17 protein-coding genes are annotated in these 18,025 nt (G+C 54.8%); 6 read left to right on the forward strand and 11 right to left on the reverse strand.

The features are described from left to right. Positions 1–15 precede the first annotated feature (15 nt). Both SHIM_RS13115 and SHIM_RS13120 read right to left on the reverse strand, forming a co-directional pair. Positions 16–684 carry a DsbA family protein gene (locus tag SHIM_RS13115; RefSeq protein WP_054003121.1) on the reverse strand — a complete coding sequence of 223 codons (669 nt, stop codon included), beginning with the start codon at positions 682–684 and terminating at the stop codon, positions 16–18. Beyond that, positions 685–1,200 (reverse strand): DUF721 domain-containing protein, encoded by a 516-nt coding sequence (locus SHIM_RS13120; protein ID WP_054003122.1) that lies wholly within the window; start codon positions 1,198–1,200, stop codon positions 685–687. Between the two features lie 87 nt (positions 1,201–1,287). Here SHIM_RS13120 and mutY point away from each other — a divergent pair, with 87 nt between their 5' ends. After that, positions 1,288–2,340 (forward strand): A/G-specific adenine glycosylase, encoded by a 1,053-nt coding sequence (gene mutY, locus SHIM_RS13125; RefSeq protein ID WP_054003123.1) that lies wholly within the window; start codon positions 1,288–1,290, stop codon positions 2,338–2,340. Positions 2,341–2,400: 60 nt separating this feature from the next. Beyond that, positions 2,401–3,534, forward strand: a complete 1,134-nt coding sequence (locus SHIM_RS13130; RefSeq protein ID WP_054003198.1) for an alkane 1-monooxygenase — start codon at positions 2,401–2,403, stop codon at positions 3,532–3,534. Positions 3,535–3,542: 8 nt separating this feature from the next. Here the strand turns inward: SHIM_RS13130 and SHIM_RS13135 are convergent, their stop codons facing one another. The 4 genes from SHIM_RS13135 to SHIM_RS13150 all read right to left on the reverse strand — a co-directional run bounded on the left by SHIM_RS13135 (position 3,543) and on the right by SHIM_RS13150 (position 7,517). Continuing rightward, on the reverse strand, positions 3,543–4,949 hold the full coding sequence (locus tag SHIM_RS13135) for an adenylate/guanylate cyclase domain-containing protein (protein WP_054003124.1): 1,407 nt from the start codon (positions 4,947–4,949) through the stop codon (positions 3,543–3,545). Between the two features lie 167 nt (positions 4,950–5,116). After that, on the reverse strand, positions 5,117–6,232 hold the full coding sequence (locus SHIM_RS13140) for a site-specific DNA-methyltransferase (protein ID WP_054003125.1): 1,116 nt from the start codon (positions 6,230–6,232) through the stop codon (positions 5,117–5,119). 106 nt (positions 6,233–6,338) lie between these two features. Then, the gene (locus SHIM_RS13145) at positions 6,339–6,956 is read right to left on the reverse strand and encodes a ribonuclease HII (RefSeq protein ID WP_054003199.1); all 618 of its coding nucleotides are present in this window, start codon (positions 6,954–6,956) and stop codon (positions 6,339–6,341) included. A gap of 105 nt (positions 6,957–7,061) precedes the next feature. Beyond that, the gene (locus SHIM_RS13150) at positions 7,062–7,517 is read right to left on the reverse strand and encodes a hypothetical protein (RefSeq protein WP_054003126.1); all 456 of its coding nucleotides are present in this window, start codon (positions 7,515–7,517) and stop codon (positions 7,062–7,064) included. 175 nt (positions 7,518–7,692) lie between these two features. On the opposite strand from SHIM_RS13150, the gene SHIM_RS13155 reads away from it, so the two are divergent. From SHIM_RS13155 to SHIM_RS13170, 4 genes are all read left to right on the forward strand, one after another. Then, positions 7,693–7,995 carry a hypothetical protein gene (locus SHIM_RS13155; protein ID WP_054003127.1) on the forward strand — a complete coding sequence of 101 codons (303 nt, stop codon included), beginning with the start codon at positions 7,693–7,695 and terminating at the stop codon, positions 7,993–7,995. Between the two features lie 22 nt (positions 7,996–8,017). After that, a complete protein-coding gene (locus SHIM_RS13160) occupies positions 8,018–8,671 on the forward strand; it encodes a histidine kinase (RefSeq protein WP_054003128.1) in 654 nt (217 codons plus the stop codon). A 105-nt stretch (positions 8,672–8,776) separates the two neighbouring features. Beyond that, positions 8,777–10,351, forward strand: a complete 1,575-nt coding sequence (locus SHIM_RS13165) for a DUF427 domain-containing protein (RefSeq protein ID WP_054003129.1) — start codon at positions 8,777–8,779, stop codon at positions 10,349–10,351. Between the two features lie 61 nt (positions 10,352–10,412). Then, complete coding sequence (locus tag SHIM_RS13170) at positions 10,413–11,429, forward strand: LacI family DNA-binding transcriptional regulator (RefSeq protein WP_054003130.1); 1,017 nt, start codon at positions 10,413–10,415, stop codon at positions 11,427–11,429. On the opposite strand, the gene SHIM_RS13175 is transcribed toward SHIM_RS13170, so the two are convergent. The 5 genes from SHIM_RS13175 to SHIM_RS13195 all read right to left on the reverse strand — a co-directional run bounded on the left by SHIM_RS13175 (position 11,430) and on the right by SHIM_RS13195 (position 17,534). Then, on the reverse strand, positions 11,430–12,338 hold the full coding sequence (locus SHIM_RS13175) for a hypothetical protein (protein WP_054003131.1): 909 nt from the start codon (positions 12,336–12,338) through the stop codon (positions 11,430–11,432). Further along, complete coding sequence (locus tag SHIM_RS13180) at positions 12,338–13,099, reverse strand: sulfotransferase family 2 domain-containing protein (RefSeq protein WP_054003132.1); 762 nt, start codon at positions 13,097–13,099, stop codon at positions 12,338–12,340. Before SHIM_RS13180 ends, SHIM_RS13175 begins: the two co-directional genes overlap by 1 nt. 3 nt (positions 13,100–13,102) lie before the next feature. Then, a complete protein-coding gene (locus tag SHIM_RS13185; RefSeq protein ID WP_193749921.1) occupies positions 13,103–14,110 on the reverse strand; it encodes a hypothetical protein in 1,008 nt (335 codons plus the stop codon). Between the two features lie 84 nt (positions 14,111–14,194). Continuing rightward, positions 14,195–16,453: a glycosyltransferase family 2 protein gene (locus SHIM_RS13190; RefSeq protein WP_082358391.1), complete on the reverse strand. Its 2,259-nt coding sequence runs from the start codon at positions 16,451–16,453 to the stop codon at positions 14,195–14,197. Positions 16,454–16,484: 31 nt separating this feature from the next. Continuing rightward, positions 16,485–17,534 (reverse strand): glycosyltransferase family 2 protein, encoded by a 1,050-nt coding sequence (locus SHIM_RS13195; RefSeq protein ID WP_054003134.1) that lies wholly within the window; start codon positions 17,532–17,534, stop codon positions 16,485–16,487. Between the last annotated feature and the right edge of the window lie 491 nt (positions 17,535–18,025).

Consider the following 18,025-nt stretch of genomic DNA (forward strand, 5'->3'; position numbering starts at 1 on the left):
CCCGGGACTTATAGCTTACTCAGCCAGTTTCTCTTCGATAAGTTCCTTCAAAGCGGCATAGCTCATGTTGGAATACTTTTCGCCATCGATAATCAGTGTCGGCGTCGCGTTAACGTCGTCAGCAGCGGCGTTTTCCTGATACCAACCGACAAGCGCTTTTGCCTTATCTTCGTCTTGCAGACACGCTTGCAGGGTATCGTCATCCAAACCCGCCAGACGGCCGGTTTTACGCAGAGCACCAGCGATAGCCGTTGGATCACCAGCGCGGGACCATTCCGCCTGAGTGCTCATTAGAATATCCGCAATGCCAAAAAACTTTTCCTGACCACCGCAACGGGCAACCATGCTGGCCCACAGGCCAAATCGGTCAAAATAAACATCACGGAAGATGAATTTTACTTTGCCGGTATCCACAAATTCCGCTTTCAGCGGCTTCAGAACTTGGCTGTGAAAAGACGCACAATGTGGGCAAGTGAAGGACGCATATTCGATAATCGTGACTTTTGCGTCTTCGGCGCCCATCACCATTTCAACCACGCCAGAGGTGTCTACATCAGCACCGTCTGAGGACACCGGTTCAATCTGGGTGACCCCAGCAACCGGCCCCTGTTGGGTATTTAACCAGTAAGCGCCGCCTGCCACCGCAAGCACCACAACCGCGACAAGCGGGAGGATACGTTTCATCTAGAAACCTTTCTTAGTATGTTTGTTTTTATCGAGTACATTTTCTGCGAGCCGCGCAAGCGCCTGTCGCAAATCCGGGTCACCAACAGGGGACGCGACATGCGCCGCCTCCTTGACCACCTCAGGGTCTTTGGGTGCGTCTGTCTTTTTCTTGGCTGGCGCAAACTGGGCCTGCCCTTCGGCGAAGCCCGTGGCCGCTGTTTGGGTGATACGCAGGTGGGCAATCGCGTTATAGCCATAGGCAGCATTCACGCGGTTGCGCAGTTTTTCTTTTTGCATCTCCAACATCGGCGCCTGCGCGCCTGTGGTCAGAACGGTCAATGTCGCGCCAAACCCCTGACGCCCGTATTTGACATCTACCGGGCGACAGATACCCGCCATGTCTTCACCAACAATTTCCGTCCAATGCGTCAGCACCCGCGTCACGGCAAAACCACGACTTTCCCCCGCGCTGCGGATGCGGTCCCGCAGCAACGTTGACGTGCGTTTGAAGCCTTTGGTTGTGGCGCGTCGCATGGTCGGCCTTGCATCCTTGGATCGCTGGCTATTTTAGTAGCCCCGCGCACATGCGCCAGCGAAACCGTTCCTAAAGGGGGATAAAACTTGCGTGACCAGCAAGACAGCACCGATTTGCTTGAGTGGTACGATCGTAATGCCCGCGCAATGCCTTGGCGCGTTAGCCCCGCTGATCGAGCGGGCGGCATCTCACCCGATCCCTATCGGGTTTGGCTGTCAGAAATCATGCTACAGCAAACCACGGTGGCCGCTGTCAAAGACTATTTTGAACGGTTCACCGCTCGCTGGCCCACCGTTCAGGATCTGGCGGATGCGGCAGACGAGGACGTTATGGCGGAATGGGCGGGCCTTGGGTACTACGCCCGTGCCCGAAACCTCTTGAAATGCGCTCGCGTGATTGCCAATGAGATGCAAGGCCAGTTCCCGGCAGATTACGATGACCTGCTGACCCTGCCCGGCGTCGGTCCATATACTGCAGGTGCGGTGTCAGCGATTGCCTTTGACCGACCTGCCACTGTGGTCGACGGCAACGTCGAACGCGTGATGGCGAGAATGTTTGATGTCCACACACCTTTGCCCGCCGCAAAACCCGAGTTGACCAAACATGCGGCCGCGCTGACTCCGGCCAAGCGTCCGGGCGACTATGCGCAGGCCGTAATGGACCTCGGCGCCACGATTTGCACACCGCGCAATCCAGCTTGCGGTATTTGCCCATGGCGCGCACCGTGCAAGGCGCGTGACCTCGGCACTGCAACCGAGCTTCCCAAGAAAACACCGAAAAAACCCAAACCAATTCGGTACGGCGTGGTGTACATCGCCAAACGCATCGACGGGGCCTTCTTACTGGAGAGGCGCCCTGAGAGTGGCCTTCTTGGCGGTATGCTTGGCTGGCCCGGATCGGAATGGGTTGAACAGGCCGCCCCCGCCCACAAGGCCCCCATTCGCGCCGAGTGGAAAACCCTCAACGGCGAGGCCCGCCATACCTTCACACATTTTCACTTACGCCTGACGGTTAAGACCGCGCTTGTGCCAATGGACCGACAACCTCAGGGCGGTTTTTTCGTGGAAAGCGAAACATTTACGCCCAATGATCTGCCCACAGCGATGCGCAAAGCCTTTGCCCTTGTACCGGACAGCTAGACCCGTTGCAGCACGCCTAATATCGGCTCATACTTCCACCCAAATTTGATGGAGACGCTCATGATCCCTGCACAGAAAGTCGCCAAAGTGACCAGCGCTTTGCCGTTCTGGATATCGCTTTTGTTGATCCCGCTGATCTGGATCTCGGCCAATTTGGGTGGTTGGTGGGTCCTGTTGGTGCCGGTCATAACTTGGTATCTCTTTGCCGGCCTTGATGCGATTGCAGGTCTGAATCTAGAAAATGCGGATCTTGAGACCACCGACGACCAGCTGCATTTCTACAGTTTGGTCACCAAAATCTGGCCATTTGCGCAGTTTTTCACTCTTTTCGGTCTAATTTGGTTCGTCACCCACACCGACCACTTGTCCGTAGGGGCGACGGTTGGTTTGATGTTCGGTATGGGGGTGATTTCTGGCACAATCGGCATCAACTACAGCCATGAGTTGATGCATCAAAAGAACAACACTGAACGCTGGATGGGTGACGTCTTGCTTGCGATGGTGCTGTATTCCCACTTCCGCTCCGAACACCTGCTGGTGCATCACCGCTACGTTGGAACACCGCGTGACCCGGTGACTGCGCGCTATAACGAAGGCTTTCACCGTTTCTTTCCGCGCGTGCTTATCAATTGCTTCAAAAGCGCCTTTCGTGCCGAAAAGGAGATGCTGGCCCGCAAGGATTTGCCATGGACCGATCTCTCCAATCCCTTCGTTCGCTATTGGGCGCTGCAAACCGCGATGCTGCTTCTGGCTCTGATCATTGGCGGATGGGTCGGTGTTCTGTTGTTCATTTGGCAAGCTTACATCGCCATCTGGCAGCTGGAACTCGTGAACTATGTCGAGCACTATGGCTTGACCCGCAAACATCTTGGTGAAGGCAAATACGAACACGTTAAGCCACATCATAGCTGGAACGCCGCGCACAAGGTATCCAACTGGCTGTTGATCAATTTGCAACGTCACTCGGACCACCATTACAAACCTGACCGCCGCTTTCCTCTGTTGCAAAACTATACGGACGCAGAGGCGCCCCAGCTGCCCTTTGGTTATCCGGTCATGACCATCGCGGCGATGATCCCGCCACTGTGGAAAGTTGTGATGAACCCGCGCGTTCGCAAATGGCGCGGTATGTACTATCCGGAAATCACCGATTGGCATGCCTACAACAAGGCCAAAAACCCAATGCCGCGGTAATTCTCAAATTAAACCTTATGATCCAGCGGCCGTTCAAATGCCCAGACTGTCAATTTTTCAGCCACACCGCGAATGTCCTGATTGGTGAACTTCTGCAAGCCGTCCAGACATTCATCACCGCCTTCCGCCAAAACCTCGGCCCGCATGCCATCGCTGATCACCAGACGCGCATTTAAACCCCGGGTCATACTTTCCAACCGGGAGGCCACATTTACAGTGTTGCCTACAACGGCAAATTCAAGCCGGTTCGCGCCGATGTCAGCCAAAACCGCCGGACCATAGTGCGCGCCAAACCCAACCCGCAACGGCGGCTGCCCTTTGGCGATCCGTTTGGTGTTCCAATCATCTACGTCCGCCATCATTTGACGCACGCATTTCATGGCATTCTGGGCGTCATGATCCGAAGGACTGGGCGTGCCAAACGTCGCCATCAGCCCATCACCAAGGTACTTGTCCAACGTTCCTTCGTGGGAAAACACCGCGCGCTCCATAAGACCATGAAAATCCCTTAGGGTGTCGATAACCTCCTCCGGTTTGCGCGTTGCGGCGAACTCGGTGAAACTGACGATATCCACAAACAACACTGCGATGTCGTGGCTTCGGATTTGTTTGAGAGGTTCGTCATTCTGGCTTAGTTCTTCGACCACATTCGGTGAGAAATAGCGCGACAGGTTGGTTCGTTCCCGCTCAAGCGATGCATTTGACCGCATCAGCGCGTTGAACCGCCGCACGCCAAGACCCAACACAATTGCGACCAATACAAAAATCACGATTTCCTGAATGCGTTCCTGAACGTTGAAGCGGTTAGGATCCACTTGCTCCGCCAGCCCCGGAAAGTCGAGCAGCGCGCCGCTGACTGCTTCACTGATGCCCGGAATTGGCTCGGTGAACCAAATTGAAATCCCCAAGGCCGCCGCCCACATAACGCCAGTCCACGTGCCAATCGCAATCACAGTCCGCCAAGAGTACGCCAGCGTGCCAGCAGCCAAAATCAGGAAAAAGTATTGGAAATTTCCGAACTGAAATTGCATTGCCTGCGGCCAGTCCGCGTGGGCAATCGGATTAGGGCCAATCATGCCCACAACCATCAGAGATAGGTCAACAAAGATCAGAAACAGCTCCGTCCGCGATTTTCCGACGCGGCCCACTCTGCGGATCAACCATCCGTTGATACACAACAGTAGTAGGATAAACTCGTAGTAAAAGACGTCGGGCCAAGGCGCTACAAAAAGCAAAAAAACGCCAACCACAGCCATCGCGACCCAACGCGCGACAACGGCAAGCTCCAAACCCTCGCGCTTGTGTTTCTCAAGCACGGCCTCGGTATAGCTGTCGTCTCGAAATCCGTCCTCGTCAAACCGATCAAGCACAACAGCTTTCTCGTTGCGCGCGTCCGTCGCGGTGTTCTGGGCCATTTTGTCTGGTTCTCCCTGCTCCGCTGCACAAAATAGGTGCGACTTAGGTCTATCACACCCCCCAAACGAGAAAAAACCCCGCCGTTAGAACGGCGGGGCAAGTCATGGTGCCTGCCCGACCGTTCTGGACGGCGGCACCGGCGGTATCACTTGAGTGATCTGTATTCTTAGTTTGGACGTGCGGCCATTTCCGACCGAATCTGCTGACGCAGCAGATCGATGGGCACCTTTTTGCCGTCCTTTTTGAACGACCAATAGGTCCAGCCGTTACAGCTTGGCGCCCCTTCCAGGTGCGCTCCGACCTGGTGGATCGACCCTTTTATGTCGTCCCCAATCAGAGTGCCGTCAGCACGGACTTTCGCCTTGTGACGGCCATTAAGCGAGTAGAGTTCTTCACCCGGACGCAACATGCCACGCTCGACCAGCTGGCCAAACGGAACACGCGGCTCGGCGCGCTTCGACGCCGTGACCTGCAACGCTTCTCGGTCAAATTTGCGCACATCTTTGATGCGCTTCTCGGCTACCTTGCGATAGGCCTCTTCGCGTTCGATGCCGATAAATTCGCGGCCCAGCATTTTGGCAACGGCCCCTGTGGTGCCTGTGCCAAAGAACGGATCAAGGATGACATCACCAGGATTGGTCGAACCAACCAAAACGCGATGCAACAGGCTTTCCGGCTTCTGCGTCGGATGCGCCTTATCGCCGTTTTCGTCTTTCAGACGCTCGTGGCCGGTACAGATTGGCAGAACCCAGTCGCTGCGCATCTGAATGCCTTCGTTGAGCGCTTTCAACGCTTCATAATTGAAGGTGTACTTCGCACCTTCGGATTTCGACGCCCAAATCATGGTTTCGTGGGCGTTGGTAAACCGCTTTCCGCGGAAATTCGGCATCGGGTTGGATTTGCGCCAAATCACATCGTTCAGGATCCAGTAGCCCTGATTTTGCAGTTCCGCACCCATGCGGAATACGTTGTGATAGCTGCCAATCACCCAGATTGCGCCGTTGGGCTTAAGGATACGCCGCGCGGCCTTCAGCCAAGCTCGGGTAAACTTATCGTAAGCCGCAAAGCTCGAGAACTGATCCCATTCGTCGTCCACCGCATCAACCTTGGAGTTGTCAGGCCGATGAAGATCGCCCTTTAACTGAAGGTTATAGGGGGGATCTGCAAAGATCAGATCGATTGAATTCTCTGGCAAACTGTTCATCACTTCGATGCAGTCACCAGACAAAATGCTATTGATCGGGAGCGCAGGAGCGCTCTTCGCTTTGGTCATCGTTTTCATTTTCTGCCTCATACACGGCGCAGTTTTGTCGCGCTCGTTGATTGCCTCTAGGATGAGTCAATCCTGATTCGGCGTCAAATTCTTTTTTGAATCAACGACTTAGTTTTTACCCTTGATACAAGATATTGTGTACCGGCTTGAACGAACGTCTATGATGTGGGGTTACACCAAGGTTTTGCAGTGCCGCTTTGTGGCTTTTTGATGGATATCCGGCGTTTGTGTCCCATCCATAGCCTGGAAACTGTTGCGCCAAATCCATCATGATGTCGTCGCGTGCGATTTTTGCCACAATAGATGCCGCTGCAATCGAGACTGATTTGCCATCTCCTTTGACCACCGCCTTTGACGTCAACGTCAAGCCGCGCGGGATCATATTGCCGTCGATCAGCAAATAATCCGGTGCAGGATCAAGTGCCGCCACAGCGCGTTCCATCGCCAGATGGCTGGCGCGCAGGATATTGATCTCGTCAATTTCCTCGACCGTTGCATGCGCGACCGACACTTGTGCGGTTGCCCAAATGTCTTGCGCAATCACCTCACGTTTCTTGGCGGAAAGCTTTTTGGAATCATTCAAACCGGCAGGTATGCGCGCAGGATCGAGAATGACGGCAGCCGCAGTAACCGGGCCAGCCAGAGGGCCGCGACCTACTTCGTCAACCCCGGCGACACGCGTGGCCCCACTTGAAAGCGCCAGCTCTTCGAGAGAAAAATCAGGATAATCCATGACGCCTGAGAACCATTTTGCAGCGCCCAGATCAACAACAAACCGGGGCACATTTCTGTGCCCCGGCCTCGGATACCGGTCTATGCCGGCTTTCTGCCCGATGGTTCAGCGCCAGCTGACGTCAAACCCTTTGCTATTAAGGCATTGGGTTTTGTACCCCGTCACCTTGCGCCCATATTGATTGATCGCCTTGAAATGACATTCTTGAGGCAACCGTTGCGTACGGGCGCGGGCTTGCACCAAACATCCCGACCCATAGGCTTGCAGCTTGCGTCCCCCGCGAAGGGTAAAGGTCCTAGAACACCGGCGCGGCAGAATGTGACGCCCCGGGCGACGATCCGGCAGAATGTCCCGGGGCTGCGGATCCCGAGGCCGCGTAACGACAACGGGCTCGGGATCATTGCCGCGGGAGACAGCGCTGCCAATGATGACCAAAGCGGTGGCGCCAAACAGAATCTTGGCAAGATCATCGTCGCTTAGCGCACGAGCGGGCATTGCAGATATGCCTGTTACTGTCATGGCAAGGCCGAGAATGGAGGCGATAAACTGTTTTGAGGTCATGGCGTTTCTTTCCTGTTGGAGTCTGCTCAATAGAGTGACGCTTTGAACGTCGGTGATGCGCCAACGTGACCCAACTCTGGAAAACCGCTCAATATCAGGTGTTTGTTATGCGATAACCGCGACAATCCGAGCACTGGTTATTGAATAACAGGCCGTTTGGGCGCAGGGTTTGACCATGTTGACACAGCTTTCACAATCCCTTCGCAAGCTAGCGATCCCTGTCGCACTTGCACTGGCATCTCCCGCTGGGGCTGCCGACTGTTACGCCGACTACAAAGCTAAGAAGGACAACCCTTTGCGGCTGCACTACGGTGTGATCGCGTTGCGGTCTGGCTGTGATAAGCCATCGGCACGGACAGAAGTCGCAAACCGCATCGCCAAGGACGACTGGACTTTGCTAGACGTCCTCTCGGTGTTTGACGAAACCGAACTTTCTGGAAAGGAAGCCAGTGCAGGGCAATTCTACCTCTTCTACTGACTTACGCCGCAACGGTGGGCGCATGGTTAGCTTTGGCATAGGTGCGATCGTTGCGATCCTTCTGGCGGGCACGATTGTTTTGGTCGTTGCGCTTCCGGACGCCAACGCCTTCAATGCACGGGTAGAGCAGTTGTTTTTGGAAAACGACACGCTGACGGGCCAGGCCGAAATCAAACTCTTGGAAATTCTCGCCCAGTCCGGCACGGCCTTTGCCGATACACTGGCCAGTTACCGCATGGTGATCCTTGTGCTCTTGGTCTTTGCAACAGCGATGATGATTGCCGCACTGGTCTTTCTTGTGGCGCTGGTGATGATGAATCGTCGTATGGCGCAAATCGAACGCGCAGGCATTCAGGTGAATTCCTTGATCGTCAGCCGGGACGAAAAGACCGTCTACCTCAACAACATGGGCTTTAAGCTCACCGATGCAGCGATGGAGACGCTTTCGGTTCTGGCCGAGGCGCGGTTGGACGATGATGTGATTTCCGGCATCGAGATCGAGGCTGTGATCTCTGGAAAATCGACGGCGGATTGTGATGAGGCGGCGGGTGCTACCCGGATCAAAAGGCTACGCGACAGTCTCGGCAATCAAATGGTGAGCGAGCTTCTGGTTAAAAACATTGCGCGCAAAGGCTATATGTTGGCCATCGACAAGGACGTGATACGTGTCTTGTGATCTAAAGGCTTGCCGCAGTGTCACGGAAATCTGACACAGCAGCAACCTTGGATTTTGCCGCGATCGCCCACACATAACTTCTAGCAGGATACGGAGGGCAGCCCCATGGAAGGGTCTCGATTTAACAGTGCGGCGGGTTATGGCATCGACATCGAACCCGTGAAAGGTCGCGTGCGGATCTTGCGCGATGGGATCGTATTGGCGGACAGCACCCGCGCCAAGGTGATGTATGAAACCCGCCTGACGCCACAAGTCTATGTTCCACTGGAAGACGTCACCGTTGATTTGTCTGATCAAACGGATCTGAAAACCTTTTGCCCCTTCAAAGGCACAGCACGATACCGCAACATGGTTCTGGACACAGAAACCATTACGAACGGTGTCTGGTCCTATGACGACGCGCTGCCCGAAAGCCGTGACATCAATGGCTTTATCGGCTTTCTGTCCTCAAGCTATACAGAGGTTGACCTCGGCGAAGCGCAATTCGACGCCGGGGTTGCAGGCAACATCTCCGGTCCGCTGGTCGATTGGCTTATGCGCGGCGCGGCCTTTGAGCCCACCCCCGAGGATTTCATCCGCGCCTTGGGCGAAAAGATGATCGAAAGTGGCATCGCACTTTATCGAATGTCCGCGATGATCTGGTCACTTCACCCAATGATCGCCGGCAAAAACTATATCTGGACACGCGATGCCGACGAAATACGCACGCTCGCACCGTCTTATGAGTTGTTCGAGCATCGCAGCTTCATCAATTCGCCGCTTCACCATGTGTCCAATGGACTAGGTGGTGTGCGTCAAATGCTGGACGTGCCCGACGACAAGATGCAGTTCCCAATCATGAAAGACCTCAAGGATGAGGGGGCTACGGATTACGTTGCCATGCCACTGTTTTTCTCCAACGGGCAGGTCAACGTGCTTACCTTGACCAGCGACCATCCCGATGGCTTCACCACTGCCAACCTTGGCCTTATCTTCGAAGTTTCCAGCGTCATCAGTCGTTTCTTTGAGGTTTTCACCCAGAAAGAAAACGCCCAATCCCTTTTGGAAACATACGTTGGTCGGCGGTCCGGAGCGCGGGTTCTCGGCGGTGAAATTCGGCGCGGCGACGGGGATGAAATCGATGCTGCCATCATGTTCTGCGATTTGCGCGGCTCAACTAGCCTTGAAGAGAAACTGGGGCGCGCGACTTACATCGAGCTATTGAACGGTTTCTTTGACACGGTGTCTGCGGTTGTCCACGACACAGATGGAGAGGTGCTAAAGTTCATCGGAGACGCCGTTTTGGCCGTATTCCCCGACCATGAAAAAGGCACCGAAGGCAGCATCAACGCAATTGAAGCCTGCAAGGGCATTGTTGCCCAATTAGACGCGTTGTCCCAAGAGGGATCGCAGCGCATAGAGTGTTCCATTGGTGTCAGCCATGGCAGCGTAACCTACGGCAATGTCGGCTCTCTGGAACGTTTGGATTTTACCGTGATCGGACAACCTGCAAATGTTGCGGCACGCTTAGGTGATTACGGCAAAAAAGTCGGCCACCGCATTGTCGTGTCTCAGGATTTGGCAGACCAATGCGACGACTGTATCCCACTTGGCCCCGTCTCTTTGCACAATGTATCCGAACCCGTAGAAAGCTTCGCCGTCAACGCCGGCGTGGCGAAACCTGCGGAGCCTGCGGCCTAACCGCTTGAACCCTCTGAGATGTTCGCGCTAGCATCACAAACAGATCAGCGGGAAAACAAAAATGACTCAAAACAACCGTTCTTTGACCCTTCGCGATGTCTCAGAGGCCTCCGGCGTTTCAGAAATGACCGTAAGCCGAGTGCTACGCAATCGCGGCGACGTCTCTGCCACTACGCGTGAAAAGGTTCTGTCCGCTGCCAAGGAACTTGGATATGTGCCGAACAAAATTGCGGGCGCGCTTGCCAGCCAGCGAGTCAATCTTGTGGCGGTCATCATCCCGTCGCTGTCAAACATGGTTTTCCCCGAGGTGCTGGCGGGTGTTAGTCAGGTTCTGGAAGACACCGAATTGCAACCCGTTGTCGGCGTGACTGACTACCTGCCTGAAAAAGAAGAAAAAGTTCTTTATGAGATGCTGTCTTGGCGCCCGTCCGGCGTGATTATCGCCGGTTTGGAACATACCGAAGCAGCGCGCGCCATGATGAACGCCAGTGGAATTCCGGTTGTGGAGATTATGGACGCCGACGGAGAGGCCGTGGATGCGATGGTCGGGATTTCCCATCGCCGCGCAGGGCGTGTGATGGCGGCCTCCATCCTTGAGGCCGGATACAAAAAGATTGCTTTCCTTGGCACCAAAATGCCACTGGACCACCGCGCACGAAAGCGGTTCGAAGGATTTACCGAAACGCTCGCAAAGTCCGGCATCGAAGTCGCGGAACGTGAGTTCTATTCCGGTGGGTCAGCGCTCGCCAAAGGGCGCGAGATGACCCAAGCAGTGCTAGAGCGGTCTCCGGACATCGATTTCATCTACTATTCCAACGACATGATCGGTGCAGGTGGTTTGCTCTATCTCATGGAAAAAGGCATCGACGTTCCTGGGCAAATTGGCCTCGCTGGTTTCAATGGTGTTGAGCTGTTGCAAGGACTGCCGCGTCGATTGGCCACCATGGACGCCTGCCGCCGGGAAATTGGCGTGAAAGCTGCAGAAATAATTGCTGCCAGCGTCAATGATAATGTCACCGAAAAGTCGGTGACGCTGACCCCCAAAATCAGCTTTGGTGACACGCTGCTTAGGAAGTAATCAGGACTTAAACTTGGCTATGCGTGCGTCCGCAGCGCGCAACGCTTTGCGGAAAACCGGCGCGCCACGCCGGGCCAAAACAGCGGTGCAATACCGCTTGATCAGCTTAGGGCGATCGGACTTTTCCAGCGCTGCCAGCATCTCTTTCTGATATCGCGCAACTTCGCGACGCCGCCGCAAAAGCGTGTAAAACTCAGTTTGTGTCATGGTGCCCGCTACGCACCCTTCGATGACCGGTTTGAGAACCCCCATCAAAAGCCACAACGATGCAATCCGGTGTCCCATAAAGCGGCAGCGGTACTTGGTGACATTTTCTCCGCGATAAAGCGCAGCATGCATGGCATCCAGTGGCGCGCGCGGGTCATAAAACACATGCACTGCCTCGGCCGTCGCGGCCATCTCTGGACCATAGGCATACCGACTGTGAAAATCGCGCTTCCACGCCTTGCGATATCGCGTTTCCCAGCTTGCGATCTCGCGATCCAGCGTGGCCTGTGGAGAAATACAGATCACCGTCGCACCCGGCGCGGCGCTTGAAAACACCGACGCGGCATAAGCCCCCATCGAAGCGCCGTAAAAGATCACTTTTTCAAAGCCTTCAAAGAACCCGTCGTCGCGCAGCCGATCAAAGAAATCATGCACTGAATCGTCGCGATACCATGTCCAGTCGTGCGCCATCAGGCCCAGCATCGACCAACCGCGTGACGTGACAAAATCATAGCCCCATGGCATCCGATCATCGCCCCGCTCATAAACGTGATCCAGATTTTCAAACGTCACGATTAGCGTTTTTCCACGCTCAACAAACAGCGCAGTATGCTCATCGCCAAGAGCCTCATAGAACCCTTCGGCCGCTCCGACTTTCTCAAGGTTGCCGCGCCATTCAAGTTGTGTTGGCTCTTTGGTCACTATGCAGCCCGCGCGAGCCGGTGGCGCACGTCCTCATACATATCGAAATCCTCGCCAAAAGCGGTTTCGATGTTACGCCGATCTGTCGGAGTCATCGCCTCGATCATCTCAGCACTGGCCGACTTGTGGCCCAGCGAGCGACGTGTGTCCTGAACGACAGGCTGACCGACGTCAAACAACGTTTTAACAACGAGACCCAGCGCCCCGTTCAGATCAGCCATATCGCCTACAAAATCGTAATTGATGAAGTCGTAAGACACTTCTTTTCGCTGGCTGCGCCAATGTCGGTCAATGTCGCGTGCGGCTTCGTCATGGGCCATGATGTCTAGAAACTGTGACAGCGTGATTTCGTCATCAACCGGTCGATTCAGATGACGCATCAACTTGGCCTTCTGTTTCTCACCTTTGACAATTTTGTCTGAAAACGACGACACCGTCCGCGCAACCGGTTCTCGCACGACAGTGAATTTAAAGACCTGCCGATCCGCCAATGCCTCCATCACGTGCGCCATGGTCAGCCCTCGTGGACCGGTCAACAAAAGCGACTTGGGTGGAGTGTGCACGCTTGTCATGTCGATGGTTTCGCCACCGTCGCCGCGCAACTTGATCAGATTGTCCATCAACGTGGCCAAAACCGTCGTACAGGCGGCCTTGTGGTTTTTCATATAAAGGAACGGCTTTCCGAACACCGGAACGTTCACCAATTGCAAAAAATGCTTGGTATGTAGGTAGTTGTCCAGAATGCGAGGGTGGTGATCCATCACTTAATCCTCTTGAAACAGACTTGGCGCTGCTTGGATCAACTTCGCGCGACAGTCCTTGATAAACTGCTTATCCACGAGGAAATCGCGTGAAATTTTTTCCACGGAGGCCTCACCCTTGAGAGATTCAATTGCGATTTTGGCGCGGAATTCCGGATCATTTACCGGCGCCTGCTGCGTGACCTTCTTGGCGGGGATCGGCGCGGTATCGGGATCGATGCCATGCTTTTTCATCACTTCGTCCATGAACGAGCCACGACGCGGGCGATTGTTCTCTGCTTCCTGCAAACGCGGCTTCATGCGGCGCGCCCAAAAATGCACCGCCTTGGTGTCTTCATTCAGCCAGTCTTTTTCGATATCGAACTTGCTCTGGAACATCTTGTTCCTGTCTTTGAACGATACGGGATAGAAGGCCTCAACAGGTTCAGCATATTTGATCTCACCGCTCTGCTGCAGGAACCACGTCACCGCCGCCGGTCCGGTAAAGCCCCAGTTCTGCGCGGTCATATGCACCGGCTTACCCGCGTCTTTCTCGGCCTGAAGTTCCTTTTGCTGCCACGGCTTCAACCACGGACCAATCGCATACTCATCTTCAAAGAACTCAAGCATGTCCTTAAGTGCGCGTGAGGTCTTGGGCAGACCCAACACGGCGTTGCACACCAAACCCTCTTTCTCCCAGCCGAAAACGGTCTTGCGCGTAAACTTGAACGGCCGATAACAATAAATATCGGCATCCACCCAGATCTTATCGGTCTTGGCCAACATGTTGAGCCGCCATAAATCGGCGTGGATCGCGGGGCTTCCTGTGCGCACATGACGGTGCATCGGTTCGCCCGGAAAAATCTCGGCCGCATCCGCCGCGTGCACGCCCTCGGGAATGTTGGGAATTTCCTCGTAGCTATAGAGCGTCGTGTGATGCCCCATATCCGCGAAGGATTTTAGACATAGCTGTTCTAACCACGACAGACGCCCACCGATCCACAACGATGCAATTTCAGGAAGCCCGGCCATCTCGCCCACCTTTTGTTCTTTATTTGAGAACAGTTTAGCCCACCCCGTGAGCATTGTCTCCGAATTTCAAACCGTGACACATGCTTAGTGTGCCGTCTCCTGCTTCTCCACCGTAAAGAAGAAATCTTCCGGTAAATCATCACGTTCCACGACCCAGTCAGGGATCACTTCCGGCCCTGCAAGGAACACATTAGCCCCAAAATACGGATGCATCTGGGCGAGGCGTTCCTGACGGGCACTCGTCAAGTCTTCATAGAACTGCGCATAGTTTGAGGTTTGTTTAAGAGCGTCAATTTTTGCCCTATGCCGGTCAACGGAAAAGGCATGTGCCTCGGCAATTTCCGGATCAGCCAACAAATGATCCATCTCCGCTTGCATTGCGGGAATCATACGCTGGATCGACGTGTCCTCATCCACGTTGTTGTTCATCCGGAACCAATAGGCCATGCCTTGATCCCGATCGACGTGGTTCACACGTCCGCGATCACGTTTCACCAAGAAGCTTTCGGCTGAGCGCACGGCATAATGGTTGAGCTGCACGAGGTCATAGCCAATCGTCGAGGTGGTGGACCGCCAGGCATTGCGGTACATATCGCGCGGCAGCGGCTCACCGGACCCGTTCACCCAATTGATGTGCGACCAAAGCTGAGGGTTCAGCCCCTTGGGCCGGTGCACACCCAACTTCTTGAACAGGCCAATGTTGCGATACAGCGTCTTGAACCCCCAGGCCTGATGTGGCTTGCGAGTCTGCTCAAGCGCGCAGCGCGTAAACTGCGCCACCAACGGCTCATCGGCAAATTCATGCACGTCGGAATTGCCAAAAAGCCGCCATGTGCAGGAAATCAGGTTCGCGTCAGGCACCGTCTCAAACAGCGCCTTGAGCGTGCCATCGCCCGTTTTGACGTTGATGAATTCATCCACGTCCATGGAAATCACCCAATCAGCATCTTTTATGATCGGTTCTTTTTCGCCAGCTTGCAGAGCCGCATGCTGCGGTTTGAGTCCGGTGCCCTTGAACGGGTTGTCACGGTGCTGCACCACGCCCTTCTCCTGCAACAAATCCAAAAACGTGTCTGTGCCGTCGTTGCAGTCGTTGGTGTAAACAATGAACCGTTTCACCCCAATCGCACGGTGATATGCCAGCCATTCTAAAATGAACGGCCCTTCGTTTTTCATGCAGGTGATGATTGCGACTTCGTTGTTTTGGAGATTGACCTCTGGTGTATCGAGTTCGGGCATCCGCAGCGCTTTGTGGTCAAACAGCTTCCGCGACATCTTCCGAAGCTCATCATCTTCAATCAGCGATGTCTTGGGTACAATTTTCGAAACAGTGTCTGCTGGATGGCGCAATCCCATAAAGCGGAAAAACTTGACCCACTCGTCTTTCGCAGGGCGGGTGCCGACGACGCGGATCAATCGCCAAACGACGTCAGGCTTGGCCTTGGCCGGTGCAACACACCAGCGTCGCCGGGCTTGGGTCGCATCAAACTGAACACAGATATGATCGCCAAAGCTGACCTCATCGTCATTGCGAACGCGCCAAGGGTAGCAGTGCATTCCCACAAGGTTGATCGACCCGGTTGACGACTTTTCTGCCTTGTCAAAAACAGTTTTGCCTTTGACGCCTTCGCCTTTGTCCTGACTTAGCACATCGGAAATATCCAAAAGCGCCACAGCCCTCGCCTTGGCGAGAAACCAATACCGCATCATTTCAAAGAGCTGCAGTTCTCCGAGAGGCGAAGTCCACGGCTCCGGCTCGGGGACGTCCATCCGGTCTTTGCCTGGCGCATCGGGCGCATTAAACGGGTGTTGCTCCGGTGGCAGGTCAATTTGCCCAAGCGGCACATCAGCCCGCAAGACCACGACAGTCTTCAGACCGCTTATTTTGGAAATCCCAGCCTCTACCGCCTCAAGATATGCCTCATCTTCTCCTGGCACAGCCCGGTCGATGATCAGCGCGGCCTGCAAATTCTGGCTCTTGGCGTGAATTTGCAGCCACGTCAGGGTGCTCTCAGCGCTTTCGCCATTTCGGACGGCCAGAAAGCAGTTCAGCCCCTCAAACAACGCCAGCTCAGGCACCATTGTCGGCAGCTCATAGCGATGCTCGTCCACCGCCAGCGTGGGAACCGCATCAATTTTCTCCAAATGCGCAATCGCGCCATTGCCAACGCTACGCATCACCGCAAGTTTGCTTCCGCCCACTTGGGAAAACCGTTCGGTCTCAACCCCGGTCTTGAAGAAAGCCATCGCCTGATCTTCCGCCGTCCGCAAACAGCCAAGCAAAATCGCCCCTCCGGCCTCAAAATGGGAAATCTGGCGTCGGAAAAACGCGGGTTTGCTCATACTCTCGACCTGCTCAGCCCCTATAAGAGCCTTATGAATTATCTTTGTTAGCGTCTTGATACCATTGAACCAGCATTTTCTGCAATTGCGGCGATGGCACTCGGCTACTGCCAGCACATAGAATCTGAGACATAAGTTCTTGCGAGTCTGGCTGCGCAATCAACGCTTCAAACCGCGCCCGATGCCATGACAACGCTTGAACATGTAACTTCTCGACGTTTGGCGTAAGCATCAATTCTGCCAATGCGGCCTCTGTCCCAGAACGCATCCGCGCAATGCGGGTGTCCTCGACCGTGTTGAAATTACGCTCAACCCAATAGGCGAGGTCGACCTTTTTTGTGGCGCGATTGGGTAACCCTCGATCCCGCTTGATCACAAAGGCCGCCGCCGAGCGCACAGCGTAGTGATTTAGCTCCACCAAATCCCGCGCCACGCCCAATTGCCACAATGACAACCGATGCGGATGATCCGCCAAAAACGGGTGCATCAGTGCGCCAGAGCCGTTGTAGAATTTCGGCGCGTTCGCCTTGTCGCGTGGCTTTTGCTTGGGGCGGTGCACGCCAAACTGATTAAACGGGCCTTTGGCTCGAAACAGGGTTTTGAACAAGCTGGCGGCAATGGGATACTGCGCCTCTGGCGGAATGGCGCGGGTGAATTGTTCCGTCACCGAACGCGCATCAATCCCGGCCACCTCATTGTGACCAAACAGGCGCCACGGCAGGACTATCGCGTCCGCATTGGGCATTGCGGCAATCAGATCCGGAATCGTGTGGCCGTCCGCGTGAATATTGATGAACTCATCCACATCGCTGACCAACACCCAGTCCGCTTTTTTGCGCAACGGATGTTTCCACGCGGCCCGCAATGCCTGCCACTGGATCGACTTGCCTGGTTCGGGCGCGTGCGGTTTATGTGTGACCACACCCGCCGCATCCAACGCCTGCAACATATCGTGTGTGCCATCGTCGCAATCGTTGGAATATATTAGAAAATCCGTGACACCCGCCGCTTTGTGATGCGCGATCCATTCCAGCAGGTAAGGTCCTTCATTGCGAACCGATGTAACGCTGAGAATGCGCAAATGCCCTACCCCATGAGGTGTTTTCCATGTCCTAACACAGAGCAACCGCATGCGTCACCCTTGCATACGGGACCAATGCCGCGTCCTAGTCCGTGGCCAAAGTGTCGAATATTCGACAAGACGGGTCGCTATCGGACCAGATCACCATGCACACGTTCGCCCTACACTTGGTTATGGTTCGACCAAGAGAATGCAATATCCGCCTCGGTTCGGCACTCCGGTTCCGGGCGCATGTGCGGGTACCGCCGTTTGGCTGCATTGCGCCAGGAAAAGACGCCAAACCAATGCCGCAAACCGCTGGTGATAAGTTCAAAAATGAAGAAATTGCTAATGCGCTCTTGACGAATCCACTTAACCACACGGAAACTTTACATATTGCGACGTCCGGTTGGACCGTGAATGGTTATAGTATGAAGGAGGACCGGACGCAGCCAGGGGTGTCCATCGCAAGTCATGCGCTAGCATGCCGGTGCGGACAACTGACCCCGCGG

It is taken from the genome of Shimia sp. SK013 (genome assembly GCF_001292625.1).
In the GTDB taxonomy this organism is placed as follows: domain Bacteria; phylum Pseudomonadota; class Alphaproteobacteria; order Rhodobacterales; family Rhodobacteraceae; genus Shimia.